Source organism: Streptomyces sp. NPDC006602 (assembly GCF_042870385.1).
Lineage (GTDB): Bacteria > Actinomycetota > Actinomycetes > Streptomycetales > Streptomycetaceae > Streptomyces.
This window is the reverse complement of the sequence record NZ_JBIAHG010000004.1, coordinates 156406-176107: the sequence shown is the minus strand read 5'-3', so window position 1 is coordinate 176107 and position 19702 is coordinate 156406. Positions and strand designations below refer to the sequence as shown.

The following is a 19702-nucleotide window of genomic DNA, read 5'->3' as shown; positions in this document are numbered from 1 at the left end:
GCGCCCGCGCGCGCAGGTCAGAGCCGCTTACCCGCCTGTCCCGAAGGACGTATCAACCATGGCCGCCACCCCGCAGAACCCTGCCGCCGCGACTCCCCGCCGCAAGGTGAGCCGTCACCGCGGTGAGGGTCAGTGGGCCGCGGGGCACTTCACCCCGCTCAACGGCAACGAGCAGTTCAAGAAGGACGACGACGGTCTCAATGTGCGGACACGCATTGAGACGATCTACTCGAAGCGCGGCTTCGACTCGATCGACCCGAACGACCTCCGCGGCCGGATGCGCTGGTGGGGCCTCTACACCCAGCGCAAGCCCGGGATCGACGGCGGCAAGACCGCGATCCTGGAGCCGGAGGAGCTGGACGACGAGTACTTCATGCTGCGCGTCCGCATCGACGGCGGCCGGCTCACCACCGAGCAGCTGCGGGTGATCGGCGAGATCTCGCAGGAGTTCGCGCGCGGCACCGCCGACATCACCGACCGGCAGAACGTGCAGTACCACTGGATCCGCATCGAGGACGTGCCGGAGATCTGGAACCGCCTCGAGGCGGTCGGCCTGTCCACCACCGAGGCCTGCGGTGACACCCCCCGCGTGGTCCTCGGTTCGCCCGTGGCCGGCATCGCCGAGGACGAGATCATCGACGGCACCCCGGCCATCGAGGAGATCCACCGCAGGGTCATCGGCAACCCGGCCTACTCGAACCTGCCCCGCAAGTTCAAGACCGCGGTCTCCGGCTCGCCGCTGCTCGACGTGGCGCACGAGATCAACGACGTCGCCTTCGTCGGCGTGCACCACCCCGAGCACGGCCCCGGCTTCGACGTGTGGGTCGGCGGCGGCCTGTCCACCAACCCGAAGATCGGCGTCCGGCTCGGCGCCTGGGTGCCGCTGGACGAGGTCGCGGACGTCCACGAGGGCGTCATCTCGATCTTCCGCGACTACGGCTACCGGCGGCTGCGCACCCGTGCCCGCCTGAAGTTCCTGGTCGCCGACTGGGGCCCGGAGAAGTTCCGCCAGGTCCTGCAGGACGAGTACCTCAAGCGCGAGCTGATCGACGGCCCCGCACCGGCCCAGCCCGTGGAGCGCTGGCGCGACCACGTCGGCGTGCACCGCCAGAAGGACGGCCGCTTCTACGTCGGTTTCGCCCCGCGCGTCGGCCGCGTGGACGGCGCGACCCTGACGAAGATCGCCGAGCTCGCCGAGGCGCACGGCTCCGGCCGGGTCCGTACCACCGTCGAGCAGAAGATGATCGTCCTCGACGTCGAGGAACCGCGGGTCGAGTCGCTGGTCGAGGCCCTTGAGGCGCTGGACCTGACCGCCAAGCCCTCCCCGTTCCGGCGCGGCACCATGGCCTGCACCGGCATCGAGTACTGCAAGCTCGCCATCGTCGAGACCAAGGCGCGCGGCTCCCAGCTGATCGACGAACTGGAGCGCCGGATCCCGGACTTCGACGAGCCGATCACCATCAACCTCAACGGCTGCCCGAACGCCTGCGCCCGTATCCAGGTGGCGGACATCGGTCTCAAGGGCCAGCTCATGCTCAACGACCGGGGCGAGCAGGTCGAGGGCTATCAGGTGCACCTCGGCGGCGCGCTCGGTCTGGAGGCCGGTTTCGGCCGCAAGGTGCGTGGCCTGAAGGTCACCTCCGAGGAGCTGCCCGACTACGTCGAGCGCGTCCTCAAGCGCTTCCAGGCGGAACGCGAGGACGGCGAGCGCTTCGCCGCCTGGGCCGCGCGTGCTTCCGAGGAGGCCCTTTCGTGAGCGCAGCGAGCGAAACGAAGGACACAGTATGAGCGAGCGGGCCGCCCCCTTCTACTGCCCCTACTGCGGCGACGAGGACCTCCGGCCGAGTGAGGCCTCGGAAGGCAGCCACGGCGCCTGGGAATGCGCCGCCTGCAATCGCGCATTCCAGTTGAAGTTCCTCGGGCTGCTCGCCCGGGGCCTTCGACCCACCGACGCAGGGGGACAGCAGATATGACGACGACTCAGGAAAGTCGCACGACAGCGGAGCTCAAGGAGCTCGCCGAGCGGGCGGGCCGCGAGCTGGAGGACGCCACCGCGCTGGAGATCCTCCAGTGGGCGGTCGACACCTTCGGCCCGCGCTTTTGCGTGACGTCCTCGATGGAGGACGCGGTGGTCGCCCACCTGGCGTCCCGCGTGCAAAAGGGCGGCGCCACAGTCGACGTAATCTTCCTCGACACCGGCTACCACTTCCCCGAGACCATCGGCACCCGCGACGCGGTCGAGGCCGTGATGGACGTCAACGTCATCACGCTCACCCCGCGCCGTACGGTCGCCGAGCAGGACGCCGAGTTCGGCCCGAAGCTCCACGACCGCGACCCGGACCTGTGCTGCAAGATGCGCAAGGTCCAGCCGCTGGAGGAGGGCCTCACGAACTACCAGGCCTGGGCGACGGGTCTGCGCCGCGACGAGTCCCCGACCCGGGCGAACACCCCGGTGGTCGGCTGGGACGAGAAGCGCCAGAAGGTCAAGATCTCGCCGATCGCCCGCTGGACCCAGGACGACGTGGACGCGTACGTCGCCGAACACGGCGTCCTGACCAACCCGCTGCTGATGGACGGCTACACCTCCGTCGGCTGCGCCCCCTGCACCCGCCGCGTCCTGGAGGGCGAGGACGCGCGCGCCGGCCGCTGGGCGGGCCGCAACAAGACCGAGTGCGGACTGCACTGATGACGACCACCCCCGAGAACACCGAGGAGTTGCACGTGACGACCGGAGCCACCGTCTGGCTCACGGGTCTGCCGAGTGCCGGCAAGACCACCATCGCGTACGAGCTGGCCGGCCGGCTGCGCGAGGAGGGCCACCTCGTCGAGGTGCTCGACGGCGACGAGATCCGCGAGTTCATCTCGGCGGGCCTCGGCTTCAGCCGCGAGGACCGGCACACGAACGTGCAGCGCATCGGCTTCCTCGCCGAACTGCTCGCCCGCAACGGCGTCAAGGCGCTCGTCCCGGTGATCGCGCCCTACGCCGACAGCCGCGAGGCCGTCCGCAAGCGCCACCAGGAAAACGGGACGGCGTACATCGAGGTGCACGTGGCGACTCCGGTCGAGGTGTGCTCCGTACGCGATGTGAAGGGTCTGTACGCCAAGCAGGCGGCGGGCGAGCTGACGGGGCTCACCGGGGTCGACGACCCGTACGAGGAGCCGCTCTCCCCCGACCTGCGTATCGAGTCGCAGGACCAGACCGTGCGGGAGTCGGCGGCCACGGTCCACGCGCTGCTCACCGAGAGGGGACTGGCATGACGACGACCGCAGCCGAGGTCGACGAGGGCACGGACACCCCGTACGCCCTGTCGCACCTGGACGCGCTGGAGTCCGAGGCGGTGCACATCTTCCGCGAGGTGGCGGGCGAGTTCGAGCGGCCGGTGATCCTGTTCTCCGGCGGCAAGGACTCCATCGTCATGCTGCACCTGGCGCTGAAGGCGTTCGCCCCGGCGGCGGTCCCCTTCTCGCTGCTGCACGTGGACACCGGGCACAACTTCCCCGAGGTCCTGGAGTACCGGGACCGTACGGTCGACAAGCACGGCCTGCGGCTGCATGTCGCGTCCGTGCAGGACTACATCGACCGCGGTGTCCTCAAGGAGCGCCCGGACGGGACCCGCAACCCGCTGCAGACGCTTCCGCTGACGGAGAAGATCCAAAGCGAGAAGTTCGACGCGGTGTTCGGCGGTGGCCGTCGCGACGAGGAGAAGGCCCGCGCCAAGGAGCGGGTGTTCTCCCTGCGGGACGAGTTCTCCCAGTGGGACCCGCGCCGCCAGCGGCCCGAGCTGTGGAACCTCTACAACGGACGGCACGCCCCCGGTGAGCACGTCCGCGTCTTCCCGCTCTCCAACTGGACCGAGCTGGACGTGTGGCAGTACATCGCCCGCGAGGGCATCGAGCTGCCGCAGATCTACTTCGCCCACGAGCGCGAGGTGTTCCAGCGGGCCGGCATGTGGCTGACCCCGGGCGAGTGGGGCGGCCCGAAGGACACCGAGACCGTCGAGAAGCGGCAGGTCCGCTACCGCACGGTCGGCGACATGTCCTGCACCGGCGCGGTCGACTCCGACGCCACCACGCTGGACGACGTGATCGCCGAGATCGCCGCCTCCCGGCTCACCGAGCGCGGCGCCACCCGCGCCGACGACAAGATGTCCGAGGCCGCGATGGAAGACCGCAAGCGCGAGGGGTACTTCTAAGCATGAGCACCATCACGACCGAGGAACTCTCGGCGACCACCCTGCTGCGGTTCGCCACCGCGGGCTCCGTCGACGACGGCAAGTCCACGCTCGTGGGCCGGCTGCTGCACGACTCCAAGTCGATCCTCACCGACCAGCTGGAGGCCGTGGAGCGCGTCTCGGCGAGCCGCGGGCAGGACGCCCCGGACCTCGCGCTGCTGACGGACGGCCTGCGCGCCGAGCGCGAGCAGGGCATCACCATCGACGTGGCCTACCGCTACTTCGCCACGCCCCGGCGCCGGTTCATCCTCGCCGACACGCCCGGACACGTGCAGTACACCCGCAACATGGTGACGGGTGCCTCCACGGCCGAGCTGACGGTGATCCTCGTCGACGCCCGCAACGGCGTCGTCGAGCAGACCCGCCGCCACGCGGCGATCGCCGCGCTGCTGCGCGTGCCGCACGTGGTGCTCGCCGTGAACAAGATGGACCTGGTCGAGTACCAGGAGTCCGTGTTCGCCGCGATCGCCGAGGAGTTCACGGCGTACGCGCTCGAGCTGGGCGTCCCGGAGGTCACCGCCATCCCGATCTCGGCGCTCGCCGGCGACAACGTGGTGGACCCGTCCGCGAACATGGACTGGTACGGCGGGCCGACCTTCCTGGAGCACCTGGAGTCGGTCCCGGTCGCCCACGACCTGAGCCACTGCCACGCCCGGCTGCCCGTGCAGTACGTGATCCGGCCGCAGACCGCCGAGCACCCGGACTACCGGGGCTACGCGGGCCAGATCGCCGCCGGTTCCTTCCGCGTCGGCGAGCAGGTCTCGGTGCTGCCGTCGGGCCGTTCGACGAAGATCGCCGGCATCGACCTGCTCGGCAAGCCGGTCGACATCGCCTGGACCACTCAGTCGGTGACCGTCCTGCTGGAGGACGACATCGACATCTCGCGCGGCGACCTGATCGTGCCCAGCAAGGACGCGCCGCCCACCACCCAGGACATCGAGGCGACGGTCTGCCACGTGGCCGACGCCCCGCTGACCGTCGGCCACCGGGTGCTGCTCAAGCACGGCACCCGCACGGTCAAGGCGATCGTCAAGGACATCCCGTCCCGTCTCACGCTCGACGACCTGTCCCTGCACCCGCACCCGGGACAGCTCGTCGCCAACGACATCGGCCGGGTGAAGATCCGTACCGCCGAGCCGCTGCCCGTCGACTCGTACGCCGACTCGCGGCGCACCGGTTCGTTCATCCTGATCGACCCGAACGACGGCACCACGCTCACCGCCGGCATGGTCGGCGAGTCGTTCGCCTCCCCGGAGCCCGTCAAGGACGAGACGGACGACGACGGGTGGGACTTCTGACATGAACTCCACCGATTTCTACTCCTCGTTCGCGAAGGAGGGCGGCCGCGTCGGCAGCGGTGCTCTCGGCAGCGGGCAGGGCGGGGTGGCGCGATGTGTGCGCTGACGTACGCGCACTGCCTGCGCGCCCGCACCCCCCACCGCCGTAGACGAAAACCTGCCGACCTCCCGGCCACGACCTGAGAGACCGTGACCGCCGGGCCAACGAGGGGAAAACCTCCCGTGCCTGTCAACCGCTCAGCCCTTCTTCGCCGCGGCCTGGCCGCCGTAACCGCTCTTCCGCTGCTCACGCTCGCCGCCTGCGGCTACGGCTCCGACGCCAAGGACGACGGGACCGCCAAGGTCGCCGCCGGGGCCGAGAAGATCGACGGTCTCGACTCCGTCAAGATCGGCTACTTCGGCAACCTGACCCACGCGACCGCGCTGGTGGGCGTGCAGAAGGGCTACTTCCAGAAGCAGCTCGGCGCCACCAAGGCCGCCTACCAGATCTTCAACGCCGGTCCGTCCGAGATCGAGGCCCTCAACTCCTCGTCGATCGACATCGGTTTCATCGGCCCGTCCCCGGCGATCAACGGCTACACCAAGTCGGGCGGCAAGAACCTGCGGATCATCGGCGGTGCGGCGTCCGGCGGGGTGAAGCTCGTGGTCAACCCGGACAAGATCAAGTCCCTGAAGGACGTCAAGGGCAAGAAGATCGCGACCCCGCAGCTCGGCAACACGCAGGACGTGGCGTTCCTCAACTGGATCGCGGACCAGGGCTGGAAGGTCGACGCGGAGAGCGGCAAGGGCGACGTCTCCGTCGTCCGCACCGACAACAAGGTCACCCCGGACGCCTACAAGTCCGGCTCCGTCGACGGCGCATGGGTGCCGGAGCCGACCGCGTCCAAGCTGGTCGCCGAGGGTGCCAAGGTGCTGCTCGACGAGTCGACGCTCTGGCCGGACAAGAAGTTCGTGATCACGAACATCATCGTGCGGCAGGCCTTCCTCAAGGAGCACCCGAAGGCGGTCGAGGCCGTGCTGAAGGCCTCGGTCGAGGCGAACAAGTGGATCAACGCGAACCCGGACGCGGCGAAGGCCTCGGCGAACAAGCAGCTGGAGTCGGACTCGGGCAAGCCGCTGCCGGCCGCCGTCCTCGACCCGGCCTGGAAGTCGATCCAGTTCACCGATGACCCGCTGGCCGCCACCCTCAACACCGAGGCGGCGCACGCGGTCAAGGCGGGTCTGCTGGAGAAGCCCGATCTGAAGGGCATCTACGACCTCACGCCGCTGAACAAGGTCCTCAAGGCCGAGGGCGAGAGCACGGTCAGCGACGCCGGTCTCGGCGTCGGCTGAGTCAGGTCCCGATGAGTTCCCAGGAGGTGACGACCATGGCCACGACCTTCGCCAAGGCCGCCGAGTCGGTGGAGCACGCGGCGCGCATTGAGCATGTCTCGAAGTCCTTCGCGGGCCCCGCCGGGCAACAGCTCGTGCTGGACGACATCAGCATCGATGTCGCACCCGGCGAGTTCGTCACCCTCCTGGGGGCCTCGGGCTGCGGCAAGTCCACGCTGCTGAACCTGGTGGCGGGGCTGGACGAGCCCACCGTCGGGTCCATCACGACGGAGGGCCGCCCGGCCCTGATGTTCCAGGAGCACGCCCTGTTCCCGTGGCTGACCGCGGGCAAGAACATCGAGCTCGCCCTGCGTCTGCGGGGAGTTCCGAAGAACGAACGGCGCGACAGGACCGAGGAACTGCTCGAACTCGTCCGGCTGAAGGGCGCGTACGGCAAGCGGGTGCACGAACTGTCGGGCGGTATGCGCCAGCGTGTGGCGCTGGCCCGGGCCCTGGCCCAGGAGAGCAACCTGCTGCTGATGGACGAGCCGTTCGCGGCCCTCGACGCCATCACACGGGACGTGCTGCACGACGAGCTGACCCGCATCTGGGCGGAGACCGGCGTGTCCGTCCTGTTCGTCACGCACAACGTGCGCGAGGCGGTGCGGCTCGCGCAGCGCGTGATCCTGCTGTCCTCCCGTCCGGGCCGGATCGCGCGCGAGTGGACGGTCGACATCCCGCAGCCGCGCCGTATCGAGGACGCGCCCGTGGCGGAACTGTCCGTCGAGATCACCGAAGTACTGCGTGGGGAGATCCGCCGCCATGGCCAGCACTGACACGAAGACGACCGGCGCGGGCACCAAGGACGGCTCCGCGCTGGGTGGCATCGAGGCGGGCCTCGACGCGCTGGAGACCTCGGTCACCGGCCGTCCGCCCTTCCGGCAGACCTTCCGCGAGAAGATCTTCCCGCCGATCGTCGCCACCGTCGTGGTGCTCGCGATCTGGCAGGGGCTGATCTCCCTGAAGATCGTCGACGACCCGTCGAAGCTGCCCTCCCCCGGCGCCGTCTGGGCCGAGGCCGAGGACGCGTGGCTCAAGGGCACCCTGCTCGACTACATCTGGACGAGCGTCTCGCGGGGCCTGTTCGGCTTCGTGCTCGCCCTGATCATCGGCACGCCGCTCGGCCTGATCGTGGCGCGGGTGAAGTTCGTGCGCGCGGCCATCGGTCCGATCCTGTCCGGCCTGCAGTCGCTGCCGTCGGTGGCCTGGGTGCCGGCCGCCGTGATCTGGCTGGGCCTGAAGCCCGAGATGATGTACGCGGTGATCCTGCTCGGCGCGGTGCCGTCGATCGCCAACGGTCTGGTGTCCGGCGTCGACCAGGTCCCGCCGCTGTTCCTGCGCGCGGGACGGACGCTGGGGGCGACCGGTCTGCGCGGCACCTGGCACATCGTGATGCCCGCGGCGCTGCCCGGCTATGTGGCGGGACTGAAGCAGGGCTGGGCGTTCTCCTGGCGTTCGCTGATGGCCGCCGAGATCATCGCGCAGGCGCCGGACCTCGGCGTGGGTCTCGGCCAGCTGCTGGAGGTGGGCCGCACGAACAGCAGCATGGCCACGGTCTTCCTCGCCATCCTGCTCATCCTGTTCGTCGGCATCGCGATCGACCTGCTGATCTTCAGTCCGCTGGAGCGGTGGGTGCTGCGCAGCCGCGGTCTGCTGGTGAAGAGCTGAGTCCCATGCACACCTTGTCCAAGAAGCCGGTCCTCCTCGTCATCGCCCACGGCAGCCGCGACCCGCGGCACGCCGCGACGGTGCACGCCCTCGTGCGGCGGGTGCGCTCCCTGCGCCCCGACGTGCGGGTGGAGACCGGCTTCCTGGACTTCAACATCCCGTCCGCCCAAGGGGTGCTGGAGTCCCTGGCGGCGGAGGGCGTCCGTGACGTCGTAGCCCTGCCGTTGCTGTTGACCCGCGCGTTCCACGCGAAGGCCGACATCCCGGCGGTCCTGCGGGACGCACCGCCGCAGCTGCGGATCCGGCAGGCGGAGGTGCTCGGCCCCTCCCCAGTGCTGCTCGCCGCACTGGAACGACGTCTGTACGAGGCGGGGCTGACGCCCGCCGACAAGTCCTCGACCGGGGTCGTACTGGCCTCGGCGGGGTCCACCGACCCGGAGGCGATCGCAGTGATCGCAGAAATCGCGCGGGAGTGGCGGCACACCGGTTGGTGCGCCGTGCGGCCTGCGTTCGCCTCCGCTGGTTCTCCCGCGGGGTTCCCCCGCACCGAGGACGCGGTGCGGGAGCTTCGGGCCCTGGGCTGCGCGAAGATCGCCGTCGCCCCCTACGTCCTGGCCCCCGGCTTCCTCCCGGACCGCATCGCGCGGGGCGCGGCCGAGGCGGACGTACTCGCCGACGTACTGGGCCCGGCGCCCGAGGTGGCGCGGGTGCTGCTGGCTCGGTACGAGGCGGCGCGGATGCCGGCGCTGGCGGCGGTCGGCGCCTGACGGTCGCGTGCCTTGCGCGAGCGCGTCCGTCGGCGATACCGGCCTGATGGCTGAGGTCCTACCTGATGGCTGAGGTCCTACCTGATGGCTGAGGCCCTAGTCGCGCACCGCCTCGGCCAGGCGCGGGTCCCGACCGCTCGCCGCGAGCGCCCGCTCGAAAGCGGGCGCGTCGTCCGGCACCGGCACCGGGTCGGCGAAGCCGTCGTACTGCCGGTAGAGGTCACCGTGGGTGACAACCACGTCGAGGACCAACCGGGCCACGCCCTCGGAGACGTGGAACTCCTGGCCGGTGGCCGCGGCGACGTCCCAGCCGTGCACCGCCGTCTCCTTGATGATCAGCGAGGCGAGTTCGGGGGCTGGCATGGTCCCCATGCCCAGGTCCACCTCGCCCTCCCACACCGCGGGATCCGCCCAGGCGGCGACCGCGCGGTCCAGCTGGGCGGCGTACGCCTCGGCCCAGTCGGGGTCGGCGGTGAAGTCGCGGGCGGTCAGTTCCTCGGGGAGCTGTTTGCGCAGGGCGCGGTGCTCCAGGCCGTGGGAGGTGTAGAGGACCCAGTGGTTGACCAGGGCGCGGACGTCCCAGTCCGGGCAGTGGGTGGAGTCGGCGAGCTGTGCCGTCGTCACTCCGCGCGCCACGCGGGCCGCCTCTGCGGCGCATTCCGTCATGTACGGATACAGGTCGTCCTTGTTCATGCGTCCCACGCTAGGGACAGCGCTGCGAGGTCTCTTGAACAAACGCGACAGCAGTGCGCCCGGGGTTGACTCTGCCCCTGGGGCAAGCCCGAGGGTCCCGGGCATGGACCTCTACCTCAGGCAGACGCCGTACAGCGACCCGGGCGACCTGGACCTCGACGACCTGCCACGCGATCCTTCCGAACTCGCCTGGCTCGTAAGGAGTCTGATCATCCATCGGGGGGAGGGTGAACGCCTCGGTCATCCGATCCCCGAGGACCGGCAGCTGGACGACCCCGAGTCACGGTACGTCCGCGAGATCCTGCGGGTCCTGCGCGAGCGCGGGGACGGACCGCTCACCGCGAAACGGAGGTACGACGAGCGGTTCGCGGGCACGTGCCGGGACTTCTCGCTGCTGCTGTGCGCGCTGCTGCGGGCCACCGGTACGGCCGCCCGGATCCGCTGCGGCTTCGCCGCGTACTTCGTGGAGGGTTACCACGACGACCACTGGGTCACCGAGTACCGCCTGCCCGACGGAAGTTGGCGGCTGGTCGACGCGCAGGTGCTGCACCCCGCCTACGAGCTCGCCTTCGACCCGCTGGACGTGCCGAGGGACCGGTTCCTGGTGGCCGGGGACGCGTGGCGGGCGTGCCGGGAGGGCGGGGCCGACCCCAAGACGTTCGGGGTCTGGTTCCACGACGATCTCGACGGCCTCTGGTACATCCGCACGAACGTGTTCCTGGACCTCGCAGCGGTCCATGGCGTGGAGCTGCTGCCCTGGGACGTCTGGGGCCGGGTGGTCCGCGGCGACGCCGGTCTCACCGCGGACGACCTCGCCGTGGTGGACGCGGTCGCCGCGGCCCGTACGGACGACGACTTGCGCCGGCTGTACGAGGACCCGCGGCTCGCGGTGCCGGACGAGGTCATGTCGTACACCGCGCGCAGCGGCTACCGCGAGCTCCGGACCGTCAGCCTCCCGAGGGTCGCGTCAGCTCCACGAGCTTGACGACGGTGTTCCAGTTGCGGGTGGTGGCGATCACGCCCTTGTTGATCCGGGGTTTGGAGAGGTGCTCGGCGAGCTTGGAGCGGCCGAGGCCGTTCGGGGCGTAGAGGTACAGGGCGCGGTCGCCGAGCCTGAACTCCTCGGGCAGGTAGGCGGCTTGGTCGATCTCCGCGAAGCGTTCCGCGTCGACGGGCGCGGAGAAGTAGGTGACGTGGAGCTGCTTGGCCTCCAGTTCGGCGGCCGGGAAGGGGCAGGCGTCGGCGATCGCCTCCAGATAGGCGTGGTCGCGCACGATCACGTCGACGGCGAAGCCGAACCGCTTCTCGATCGCCCCGGACAGCTCCGCGGCGAGGGACTCCTCGTCGCCGTGGACGCTCGCGAACACGGCCTGGCCGCTCTGCAGGTAGGTGCGTACGTCGTCGTGGCCGAGGCCCTCCATCAGCGTGCGCAGGTCGGCCATCGGGACCTTCTTGGCGCCGCCCACGTTGATCCCGCGCAGCAGCGCCGCATACGTCGTCGTCATCCGCACACCATAAAGCGGCCGTCGTGCCCGACTCGTGCGACGAGGCACTGCACCGGCGAACGGGGCTCCCCGGTAGATGTAGGGGGCCGCTGTCCTACCCAGTGGGGAGGAGGTGGGGTCCAGGGGGATGATTCCCGCCCGCAGCACCTCACCGGGCAGCACGACGAGATGGCTTTATCCGGCCCATACCTTCGAAACGGAAGGTGGCGGCAGGGGGCTGCCACCGCTCACAAGGGGGCAAGCCGGTCATGGCGAACGGAGATACACGGGTACGGGGGCTGGCCGCCCGGGCCGGCGGCTGGAGCGCCCGACACCGATGGGCTGCCGTAGGCATCTGGGTGCTGTTCGTCGTCCTGGCGATGGGGCTCGGTTCGGCGGCAGGCCGCGTCGACGTGAAGGACAGCGATCAGCTGAAGGGGGAGACGCACACCGCCGCGAGGATCATCGAGGACGCCGGCATCGACGAACCGGCCGGTGAGACCGTTCTGATCCAGGCGAAGGACGGTGGGGTCAAGGCCACGGACGCCGAGTTCAGGGCCGCCGTCACCGCCGTCGTCCAGGCGGTCGAGGGGACCGGCAAGGTCACGGACGTGACCTCGCCGTACGACACGGACACGATCTCGAAGGACGGCCGCAGCGCGCTGGTGCAGTTCGACATGCGCGGCGACGCGGAGACCGCGGGCGAGCGGGTCGAGCCGGTGCTGAAGGCCGTCGAGGGGGTGCAGAAGGAGCACGGGTCGCTGCGGATCGAGGAGATCGGCGGCGCGAGCATGATGAAGACGTTCGACGACGCGTTCGGGGACGACTTCAAGAAGGCCGAGTACTCGGCGGTGCCGGTGGCCCTCGGCATTCTGCTGATCGCCTTCGGCGCGCTGGTGGCCGCGCTGCTGCCGGTGGCGCTGGCGGTCACCGCGATCATGGCGACGATGGGCCTGATGGGCGTCGTCAGCCATGTGATGCCGATGAGCGACACCGCCAACTCCGTGATGCTGCTGGTCGGTCTGGCCGTCGGCGTCGACTACTGCCTGTTCTACCTGCGCCGGGAGCGCGAGGAGCGCGAGGCCGGACACGACGCCCAGACGGCCTTGCGGATCGCGGCCGCGACCAGCGGCCGCGCGATCATCGTCTCGGGTGTCACGGTGTGCGTGGCGATGGCGGGCATGCTGTTCACCGGGCTCGCCGAGTTCGAGGCGATGGGTCTGGCCTCGCTGATGGTGGTGGCCGTGGCCATGGTCGGTTCCGTGACCGTGCTGCCCGCACTGCTGTCGCTGCTGGGCGGGCGCGTCGAGAAGGGCCGCATACCCTTCCTGGGCCGCCGTCGCCGCAGCGGCAACAACGACAGCCGCTTTTGGACGGCCGTGCTGAAGGCTGTGCTCGCCCGGCCCGTCATCTCCGTCGTGGTGGCGGCCGGCGCGCTGCTGGCGATCGCCGCGCCCGCGGTCGGCATGAAGACGCAGAACCTCACGCTGGACCAGGAGTTCGGCGACTCGCTGCCCATCGTGCAGACGTACAACCGGGTCAACGACGCCTTCCCGGGCGGCTCCGAGCCGGCCGAGGTCGTCGTCAAGGCGGACGACATCAACGCTCCCGAAGTCCGGGACGCGCTCGCCGCCTTCAAGGCGGAGGCGGTCGCCTCGGGCGCCTCGCGCGGCCCGGTCGAGATCAAGCTCCACGATCAGCAGAACCTCGCCTTCGTGTACGTCCCGCTGGTCGGCGGCTCCGACCTGGACAAGGCGGGCGCGAGTCTGGAGAAGCTGCGCGACGAGGTACGGCCCGCCACGCTCGGCAAGGTCGACGGCGTCGAGGCGCCGATCACCGGGCAGGTGGCCGGTTCGCAGGACTTCAACGACCAGCTGGCCGGAGCCGTCATTCCGGTCTTCGCGTTCGTCGTGGTCTTCGCCTTCCTGCTGATGCTGCTGTCGTTCCGCTCGCTGACGGTCGCGATCACCTCGATCGTGCTGAACCTGCTGTCGGTGGGAGCGGCGTACGGCATCCTCGTCGCGGTGTTCCAGCACGGCTGGGGCGCTTCCCTGGTGGGCGCGGAGGGCGTCGGCGCCATCATCACCTGGCTGCCGCTGTTCCTCTTCGTGATCCTGTTCGGCCTGTCGATGGACTACCACGTGTTCGTGGTCTCGCGGATCCGCGAGGCGCGACTGCGGGGCCGTACGACGAGGGACGCGATCCAGCACGGGGTGGTCACCACGGCCGGGGTCGTCACCAGCGCCGCGGTCATCATGGTCGCCGTGTTCGCGATCTTCGGGACGCTGTCCATGCAGTCCATGAAGCAGATGGGCGTGGGCCTCGCGGCGGCGGTGCTGATCGACGCGACGATCATCCGGGGCGTGCTGCTCCCGGCGGTGATGGCGCTGCTCGGCGAGCGCAACTGGTACCTGCCGAAGTGGCTGCACCGGCTGCCCGACCTGACCCACGACGAGTCGCCCGAGACGGTGGCCCGGCCCGTGGCGCGGGACGACGAGGGTGAGCGGCTGGGGGTCTGAAGGTCCCGCAAGGTGAACCGCCCATGACTGAGGGCCCGTTGGCGACCGGGGTGCCAACGGGCCCTCTGCTGTGCCCGCTGTTCTAGGCCTGCCGTACGGGCAGTTCGGCCTCGATCAGATCGGCGGCCCGGCGCGTGCCGCCCTCCCCCGCCATCCCGGCCCGGATGTCCGCCAGTCGGCGGGCGACCTCGGGGTCGTCGACGAGTGCGCGGGCGGCCTCCCGCAGCGCCTCGGCGGTCGCCTCCGCCGTGTCGAGGCGGCGGGCGACACCGAGGCCCTGGAGCATGTCCGCGTTGCCGAACTGGTCCACGGCCTGTGGTACGGCGATCATCGGGGTGGCCGTGGCCAGACCCTCCTGGCTGCCGCCCGCGCCGGCGTGCGTGACGAACAGGTCGGTCTGCTTGAGGATCGCCAACTGCGGTACCCAGGAGCGCACTTCGACGTTCTCGGGTACGTCCCCCAGCTCGGCCGCGTCCACGCGCCTGCCGACCTGAAGCACCAGGTGCCAGCCGGGCAGCTCGCCGAACGCCTTGACGCACTCCCGGTAGAAGGCCGGCTGCTTGGTGAAGGAGGATCCGAGGGACACCAGGACGACCTTCTCGGCGCCGGCCGGCCGCTGCCAGTCGCCCTCCGCGCCGCGGTCGCCCTGGCAGGCGCCGACGAAGGTGTACACCCTCTCGTCGACCCGGTCTGCGTTCGGCTGCAGCGCCTTGGGGATCAGGACGAGGGAGCGGGCGGGGCGGCCCGCGAAGTCGTCCGGGTGCTGGGTGATGCCGTTCTCCTCCAGCCAGGCGTGGAAGCGGGCGTAGTAGGCCTGTCCGCGCTCGGTCTTCTTCGGCTCCGCCCACATCGGCTCGGCGACCTCCTTTTCGTAGCCCTCCCAGGCGACGAGGTTCGGGGAGAGGGAGACGGCGGGCACGCCCCAGCGGTGGGCGAGGACGCGGGCCGGATAGGAGGTGATGTCGTGCAGCACGAGGTCCGGTTCGTCGCCCTCGTACGCCTCGACGAGCTGCGGCAGCGCCTGGATCGCGTCGGCCAGGAACGGCTCCACGTTGTCCAGGAGGGTGGTGCCCCAGGCCTCCGGGTCGGCGTCCGGGCCGGGTAACGTCGAGTTCCAGAGCTTCACCTCGGCACCGGTCTCGGCGACCTTCTCGGCGAACAGGGGCGGGATCGCGTACGTCACCCGGTGCCCGCGTGCGACGAGCTCGCGGATCACCTCGAGGCTGGGGTTCACGTGGCCGTGGGCGGCGATGGAGAACATGGCGATGTGAGCGGGGCGACTGGTCATGTCACCGACCCTAGGCAAGACGAGACGTCTCGTGCAACGCGGTTTTTCGGGACGGTACGGCCGTCAGTCGTCGGGGCAGCTCGCGGCGACCCTCTCGACCCGTCGGCCGCCCGCGCCCGTGACCGTCACCGGTTCGGCCCGGGGTCGGCGACACGCTGCGCCCCGAGGGCCGTACAGATCAGCTGGTCCGCCGCGAGGCCGGTCACCTCTCTCAGCGCTGGTAGCGGGCGAGCACCAGGTTTCCGTCCTCCTCCAGGCGTTCGCGCAGTTCACCGAGGCCGATGGCGCCGCTGTAGTACTCCTGGAAGGCGGGCGTGGCGACCTTGTCCTTCCATTCCGGGTAGCCGCGCACGGACTGCGCGGGCGCCGGGCGCAGGTGCGCGGCGAGGGCGGTGCCGGTGGCCCAGCCGTCCTTCGCGGTGTGCAGGGCGGGGTCCTTGAGGGCCTGGGTGCCTGTGGGCAGCATCCAGTCGCCCAGGGCGAGCCGGACCATGTTCCGCGGCCGGAGCAGGAAGTCGAGGAAGGCGACGGCCTCCTCCTTGTGCGGGCTGTCCTCGGCGACGGACAGGGTCTGGGGGCTGACGCCCTGGGTGAGCCCGCCGGCGCCGGCCGGAGCGGGCAGCACCTGCCACTCGAAGCTCTTGGGTGCCTGCTGGACGATCTGCTGACGGTAGGAGAAGCCGAGCGGGACCATCGCGTACTTGCCGCCGAAGAAGCCGGGCAGGGTGTCCGAGCCGCCGCTGCCCAGGGTGGTGGGCGAGGCGCTGCGGTCGGTGTTCGCCTGGTCGTGGATGGTGCGCGGCACGGTCTGGTCCGCCGCTTCGAACCGGATCGCCACCTTGCCGTCCGCACCCCGGTGGAAGAGCTGTCCGCCCGCCGACAGGGAGAGGTTGAGGGTCGCGGAGACGGGCTCCTTGAGGGGCCAGGCGACACCGTACTTGCCGTCGCCGCTGAGCTGTTCGGTGATCCGCCGGAACTCCGGCCAGGTCCACGGCTCTTCGGGGGTCGGGATGCGTACGCCGGACTGCGTCAGCCACTTCCTGTTGGCGACGAGTACCCGCGGCTCCTGGAGGAACGGCACGCCGTAGACGCCGTCACCGAAGGTCGCCGTGTCCCAACTGCGCTGCGGGACGTCCGACTTGAGTCGCCGGGGCAGCAGGTCGGTCAGGTCGGCGAGGTAGCCGCCGTACGCGAAGTCCGCGAGGTCGTCGGAGGCGTCGTGGATGATGTCGGGTGCCTCACCGCCCTCGAAGGAGGTGAGGAGCTGGTCGTGGACGCTGTCCCAACTCCCCTGGACGTACTCGACCTTGACGTCGGGGTGGGTCGCGTTCCACTCCTTCACCAGTTCCTGGTTGGCCTCGACGGACTCCTGCTGCCAGGCGAGGGACTGGAAGCGCAGGGTGACCGGGCCGGTGCCGGAGTCGCTGCCGCCACTCGTACAGCCGGCGAGCAGCACGGCGAGGACCAGGACGAGGGTGCCCGCGATTCTGGTGCGCATCAGCTCTTCACCGCCCCGGCGAGCATGCCGCCCGTGATCCGCCGTTGGATGATCGCGAAGACGACCAGTGAGGGAAGGGTCGCGAGGAAGGCGGCGGCCGCCAGCGGGCCGAGGTCGGCGACGCCCTCCGCGCCGATGAAGTGGGTGAGGACGACCGGCAGGGTCTGCTTCTCGGGCGCCTTCAGCAGCACGAGTGCGAAGAAGAACTCGTTCCACGCGGTGATGAACGCGAACAGCCCCGTCGCCACGATCCCCGGCGCGAGCAGCGGCGCGGTCACCGACACCAGCGTCCGCACCCGCCCGGCCCCGTCGACCGCCGCCGCCTCCTCCAGTTCGGCGGGCACGGCGCGGACGTACCCGACGAGCATCCACAGCGCGAACGGCAACGCCCACACGACGTACACCATGACCAGCCCCGCCAGTGAGTTGATCATCCGCAGGTTCTTCAGCACCAGGAACAGCGGGATGATCACCAGCACGAGCGGGAACGCCTGGCTGACCACCACCCACCCCGTCGCGGCCTTCGCGAGGCGGGTGCGGTGGCGGGCCATGACGTAGGCCAGCGGGGTGGCGATCAGTACGGCGATCAGGGCGGCGCCGAGCGCGGCGAGCAGGGAGTTGCCCGCGGCGCGCAGCAGCGGCTGTTCGTCGAAGGCCTGCCGGAAGTTGTCGAGGGTGGGGTCCTCGGGGAACCAGGAGGGATGCAGACTGCCCAGCTCGCGCGGCGACTTGAAGGCCGTGGAGACCAGCCAGAGGAAGGGGAAGGCGAGGAAGACGAGATACGCGAGCAGGACGACGTACTGGCCGACCCGGCCGCCGGTGCTGGTCCTCATGTGTCGTCGCCTCCCCTGAGCCGGCCCACCAGGAAGAGGGCGAGAAGCATCGAGATCACGGCGACCATCACACAGCCCATCGCGGCCGCGTAGCCGAACTGGCCGTAGCGGAAGGCCTCTTCGTAGGCGAAGAGCATGGGCAGGCGGGTGCGGCCGCCGGGGCCGCCGCTGGTCAGCACGTAGACCAGGGCGAAGGAGTTGAAGTTCCAGATGAAGTTGAGGGCCGTGATCGCGAGTGCGACCGGCCGCAGTGCCGGCCAGGTGACCGTCCTGAAGCGCCGCCAGGCGCCGGCGCCGTCCATCGCGGCCGCCTCGTGGAGTTCGCGCGGGGTGTTCTGCAGACCGGCGAGCAGGGCGACCGTCGTCTGCGGCATGCCGGCCCAGACACCGACCACGATCACGGCGGGCAGGGCGGTCCCGAGCCCGCTGAGCCAGTCGCGGCCGTCTCCGAGGCCGAGGTCGCGCAGGGTCTCGTTGAGGACGCCCGCGTCCGGGTTGTAGACGAGCCGCCACATCACGCCGACCACGACCTCGGGCATGGCCCACGGGATGATGGCGAGGGCGCGGGCCAGCCAGCGCAGTTTGAGCTCCTGGTTGAGGAGAAGGGCGAGGCCGAGCGCGAGCAGGAACTGCGGGACGGTCACCCCGACCGCCCAGACCAGGCCGATCCGGAACGACTCCCAGAACAGTGTGTCGTGCAGCAGGTCCCGGAAGTTGAGGCCGCCGATCCACTGCGTGGGCCGGGTCCGGCCCGACTGGGCGTCGGTGAAGGCCAGCAGGATCCCGTACAGCAACGGTCCGACGCTGAGCACCAGGATCGGGATCAGCGCGGGCAGTACCAGGAACCAGGCCCCGTGGTCCGGCGGCGGCCGGCCCCCGTCGGTGCGTGGCGCCCCCTGCGCCGACCGCTTCGTCGCGGTCACCAAGGTCACGGGATCGGCTCCTTCACGCGGCTCACGACGAGTGTTGGACAGGTCCTGGGCCCGGCGGGGCCTCCGTCATGGTCGTGAAGGCGTGGTATGCCGTCAAGGGACCGCGCACATCGCTCGACCTGTGCGAATGCGAGACTGGCCGACAGATGGCGGGATCCCGACGTCGGGTGCCGGGGGGGCACACGGTGGGCGAACCAGCCCGTCCAGGACATCGAAGACGCCGAGGACGGAATACGGAGGCGGACGCATGGACGAGGCACGGGCCCGGGAGGTGCTGGCCGCGGCGGGTGTGCTGCCCGGCCCGGCGCGGGAGGCGCGGCTGCTCGCCCTGGGCGAGAACGCGGTGTTCGCCGCCGGTGACCTGGCCGTCAAGGTGGGCCGCGACGCCGAACTCCTCGGCCGCGCGCGCCGCGAGGTCGACATCGCGGCGTGGCTCGCGGAGGCGGGTGTGCCAGCGGTACGGGCCGCCGAGCCCGAGGCGCTGCTGGTCGAGGGACACCCGGTGACCGTGTGGCACCGGCTGCCCGACCCCGTACGACCTGCCGAACCCCGGGATTTGGCCGAATTGCTCCGGTCCGTCCACGCCCTGCCCTCCCCCGGCTTCGCGCTGCCGCCCCGCGAACTGCTGGGCGGCGTGGAACGCTGGCTGCGCCTCGCGGACGACGCGATCGACCCGGCCGACGCGGCCTATCTGCGTGAGCGCCGCGACGGCTTCACGACGGCCGCCGCCGCGCTGACGCCGCATCTGCCGCCGGGCCCGATCCACGGCGACGCGCTCCCCCGCAACGTGCACGTCGGGCCGGACGGGCCTGTGCTGGTCGACCTGGAGACCTTCTCCGCCGACCTGCGCGAGCACGACCTGGTGGTCATGGCGCTGTCCCACGACCGCTATGGCCTGCCGACCGAGGCCTACGACTCCTTCACGGAGGGGTACGGCTGGGATGTGCGGGAGTGGGAGGGGTGCTCGGTGTTGCTGGGCGCCCGGGAGACGGCGAGCTGTGCGTGGGTGGCGCAGCATGCGCCGAGCAATCCCAAGGCGCGGATCGAATTCGAGCGGCGGGTGGCGTCTCTGCGGGACGGGGACGAGAAGGTGCGGTGGTTTTCGTTCTGAGCGCCCAC

General features: G+C 70.5%; 18 protein-coding genes and 1 pseudogene. 13 read left to right on the top strand and 6 right to left on the bottom strand.

The window, feature by feature from the left end; translation table 11 throughout:
• Positions 1-58 precede the first annotated feature (58 nt).
• From ACFYO2_RS13130 to ACFYO2_RS13085, 10 genes are all read left to right on the top strand, one after another.
• Positions 59-1756 (top strand): nitrite/sulfite reductase, encoded by a 1698-nt coding sequence (locus tag ACFYO2_RS13130; protein ID WP_388347894.1) that lies wholly within the window; start codon positions 59-61, stop codon positions 1754-1756.
• Between the two features lie 28 nt (positions 1757-1784).
• Positions 1785-1973, top strand: a complete 189-nt coding sequence (locus ACFYO2_RS13125) for a hypothetical protein (RefSeq protein WP_388347892.1) — start codon at positions 1785-1787, stop codon at positions 1971-1973.
• Positions 1970-2686 carry a phosphoadenylyl-sulfate reductase gene (locus ACFYO2_RS13120; protein WP_388347890.1) on the top strand — a complete coding sequence of 239 codons (717 nt, stop codon included), beginning with the start codon at positions 1970-1972 and terminating at the stop codon, positions 2684-2686. The genes ACFYO2_RS13125 and ACFYO2_RS13120 overlap by 4 nt, the downstream gene beginning before the upstream one ends.
• Positions 2686-3258: an adenylyl-sulfate kinase gene (cysC, locus tag ACFYO2_RS13115; protein ID WP_388347888.1), complete on the top strand. Its 573-nt coding sequence runs from the start codon at positions 2686-2688 to the stop codon at positions 3256-3258. The genes ACFYO2_RS13120 and cysC overlap by 1 nt, the downstream gene beginning before the upstream one ends.
• Positions 3255-4193: a sulfate adenylyltransferase subunit CysD gene (cysD, locus tag ACFYO2_RS13110; protein ID WP_388347886.1), complete on the top strand. Its 939-nt coding sequence runs from the start codon at positions 3255-3257 to the stop codon at positions 4191-4193. Before cysC ends, cysD begins: the two co-directional genes overlap by 4 nt.
• A 2-nt stretch (positions 4194-4195) precedes the next feature.
• Positions 4196-5530 carry a sulfate adenylyltransferase subunit 1 gene (locus ACFYO2_RS13105; protein WP_388347884.1) on the top strand — a complete coding sequence of 445 codons (1335 nt, stop codon included), beginning with the start codon at positions 4196-4198 and terminating at the stop codon, positions 5528-5530.
• A 222-nt stretch (positions 5531-5752) separates the two neighbouring features.
• Positions 5753-6862, top strand: coding sequence for an aliphatic sulfonate ABC transporter substrate-binding protein (locus ACFYO2_RS13100; protein ID WP_388347882.1), 1110 nt, complete (start codon positions 5753-5755; stop codon positions 6860-6862).
• Between the two features lie 11 nt (positions 6863-6873).
• Positions 6874-7677, top strand: a complete 804-nt coding sequence (locus ACFYO2_RS13095; protein ID WP_217236732.1) for an ABC transporter ATP-binding protein — start codon at positions 6874-6876, stop codon at positions 7675-7677.
• Positions 7664-8569, top strand: a complete 906-nt coding sequence (locus ACFYO2_RS13090; protein ID WP_388347879.1) for an ABC transporter permease — start codon at positions 7664-7666, stop codon at positions 8567-8569. Before ACFYO2_RS13095 ends, ACFYO2_RS13090 begins: the two co-directional genes overlap by 14 nt.
• A gap of 5 nt (positions 8570-8574) precedes the next feature.
• Positions 8575-9336 (top strand): sirohydrochlorin chelatase, encoded by a 762-nt coding sequence (locus ACFYO2_RS13085; RefSeq protein WP_388347877.1) that lies wholly within the window; start codon positions 8575-8577, stop codon positions 9334-9336.
• A gap of 96 nt (positions 9337-9432) precedes the next feature.
• On the opposite strand, the gene ACFYO2_RS13080 is transcribed toward ACFYO2_RS13085, so the two are convergent.
• Positions 9433-10029, bottom strand: a complete 597-nt coding sequence (locus ACFYO2_RS13080; RefSeq protein ID WP_388347875.1) for a TIGR03086 family metal-binding protein — start codon at positions 10027-10029, stop codon at positions 9433-9435.
• Positions 10030-10132: 103 nt separating this feature from the next.
• Here ACFYO2_RS13080 and ACFYO2_RS13075 point away from each other — a divergent pair, with 103 nt between their 5' ends.
• Positions 10133-11014, top strand: a complete 882-nt coding sequence (locus tag ACFYO2_RS13075) for a transglutaminase-like domain-containing protein (RefSeq protein ID WP_388347873.1) — start codon at positions 10133-10135, stop codon at positions 11012-11014.
• Here the strand turns inward: ACFYO2_RS13075 and ACFYO2_RS13070 are convergent.
• Positions 10977-11534, bottom strand: coding sequence for a DUF1697 domain-containing protein (locus tag ACFYO2_RS13070; RefSeq protein WP_388347871.1), 558 nt, complete (start codon positions 11532-11534; stop codon positions 10977-10979). The two genes, ACFYO2_RS13075 and ACFYO2_RS13070, sit on opposite strands and share 38 nt — an antisense overlap.
• A 248-nt stretch (positions 11535-11782) precedes the next feature.
• On the opposite strand from ACFYO2_RS13070, the gene ACFYO2_RS13065 reads away from it, so the two are divergent.
• Positions 11783-14032: an MMPL family transporter gene (locus ACFYO2_RS13065; RefSeq protein WP_388347869.1), complete on the top strand. Its 2250-nt coding sequence runs from the start codon at positions 11783-11785 to the stop codon at positions 14030-14032.
• An 82-nt stretch (positions 14033-14114) separates the two neighbouring features.
• Here ACFYO2_RS13065 and mgt read toward each other — a convergent pair.
• The 4 genes and pseudogenes from mgt to ACFYO2_RS13045 form a co-directional block, all read right to left on the bottom strand.
• Positions 14115-15387: pseudogene (gene mgt / locus ACFYO2_RS13060) on the bottom strand (macrolide-inactivating glycosyltransferase).
• Between the two features lie 144 nt (positions 15388-15531).
• Positions 15532-16818, bottom strand: coding sequence for an ABC transporter substrate-binding protein (locus tag ACFYO2_RS13055; RefSeq protein ID WP_388347867.1), 1287 nt, complete (start codon positions 16816-16818; stop codon positions 15532-15534).
• A complete protein-coding gene (locus ACFYO2_RS13050; RefSeq protein ID WP_388347865.1) occupies positions 16818-17651 on the bottom strand; it encodes a carbohydrate ABC transporter permease in 834 nt (277 codons plus the stop codon). Before ACFYO2_RS13050 ends, ACFYO2_RS13055 begins: the two co-directional genes overlap by 1 nt.
• The gene (locus tag ACFYO2_RS13045) at positions 17648-18583 is read right to left on the bottom strand and encodes a carbohydrate ABC transporter permease (protein WP_388347863.1); all 936 of its coding nucleotides are present in this window, start codon (positions 18581-18583) and stop codon (positions 17648-17650) included. The genes ACFYO2_RS13050 and ACFYO2_RS13045 overlap by 4 nt, the downstream gene beginning before the upstream one ends.
• Positions 18584-18830: 247 nt before the next feature.
• On the opposite strand from ACFYO2_RS13045, the gene ACFYO2_RS13040 reads away from it, so the two are divergent.
• Positions 18831-19694, top strand: coding sequence for a phosphotransferase enzyme family protein (locus tag ACFYO2_RS13040; RefSeq protein ID WP_388347861.1), 864 nt, complete (start codon positions 18831-18833; stop codon positions 19692-19694).
• The last annotated feature ends 8 nt before the right edge of the window (positions 19695-19702 follow it).

Coding starts and splice junctions, on each gene's coding strand:
- cysC (WP_388347888.1), top strand. CDS start 2,686: ATGACGACCACCCCCGAGAACACCGAGGAGTTGCACGTGACGACCGGA.
- ACFYO2_RS13075 (WP_388347873.1), top strand. CDS start 10,133: ATGGACCTCTACCTCAGGCAGACGCCGTACAGCGACCCGGGCGACCTG.
- ACFYO2_RS13080 (WP_388347875.1), bottom strand. CDS start 10,029: ATGAACAAGGACGACCTGTATCCGTACATGACGGAATGCGCCGCAGAG.
- ACFYO2_RS13070 (WP_388347871.1), bottom strand. CDS start 11,534: ATGACGACGACGTATGCGGCGCTGCTGCGCGGGATCAACGTGGGCGGC.
- ACFYO2_RS13090 (WP_388347879.1), top strand. CDS start 7,664: ATGGCCAGCACTGACACGAAGACGACCGGCGCGGGCACCAAGGACGGC.
- ACFYO2_RS13105 (WP_388347884.1), top strand. CDS start 4,196: ATGAGCACCATCACGACCGAGGAACTCTCGGCGACCACCCTGCTGCGG.
- ACFYO2_RS13120 (WP_388347890.1), top strand. CDS start 1,970: ATGACGACGACTCAGGAAAGTCGCACGACAGCGGAGCTCAAGGAGCTC.
- cysD (WP_388347886.1), top strand. CDS start 3,255: ATGACGACGACCGCAGCCGAGGTCGACGAGGGCACGGACACCCCGTAC.
- ACFYO2_RS13130 (WP_388347894.1), top strand. CDS start 59: ATGGCCGCCACCCCGCAGAACCCTGCCGCCGCGACTCCCCGCCGCAAG.
- ACFYO2_RS13040 (WP_388347861.1), top strand. CDS start 18,831: ATGGACGAGGCACGGGCCCGGGAGGTGCTGGCCGCGGCGGGTGTGCTG.
- ACFYO2_RS13055 (WP_388347867.1), bottom strand. CDS start 16,818: ATGCGCACCAGAATCGCGGGCACCCTCGTCCTGGTCCTCGCCGTGCTG.
- ACFYO2_RS13095 (WP_217236732.1), top strand. CDS start 6,874: ATGAGTTCCCAGGAGGTGACGACCATGGCCACGACCTTCGCCAAGGCC.
- ACFYO2_RS13085 (WP_388347877.1), top strand. CDS start 8,575: ATGCACACCTTGTCCAAGAAGCCGGTCCTCCTCGTCATCGCCCACGGC.
- ACFYO2_RS13125 (WP_388347892.1), top strand. CDS start 1,785: ATGAGCGAGCGGGCCGCCCCCTTCTACTGCCCCTACTGCGGCGACGAG.
- ACFYO2_RS13050 (WP_388347865.1), bottom strand. CDS start 17,651: ATGAGGACCAGCACCGGCGGCCGGGTCGGCCAGTACGTCGTCCTGCTC.
- ACFYO2_RS13065 (WP_388347869.1), top strand. CDS start 11,783: ATGGCGAACGGAGATACACGGGTACGGGGGCTGGCCGCCCGGGCCGGC.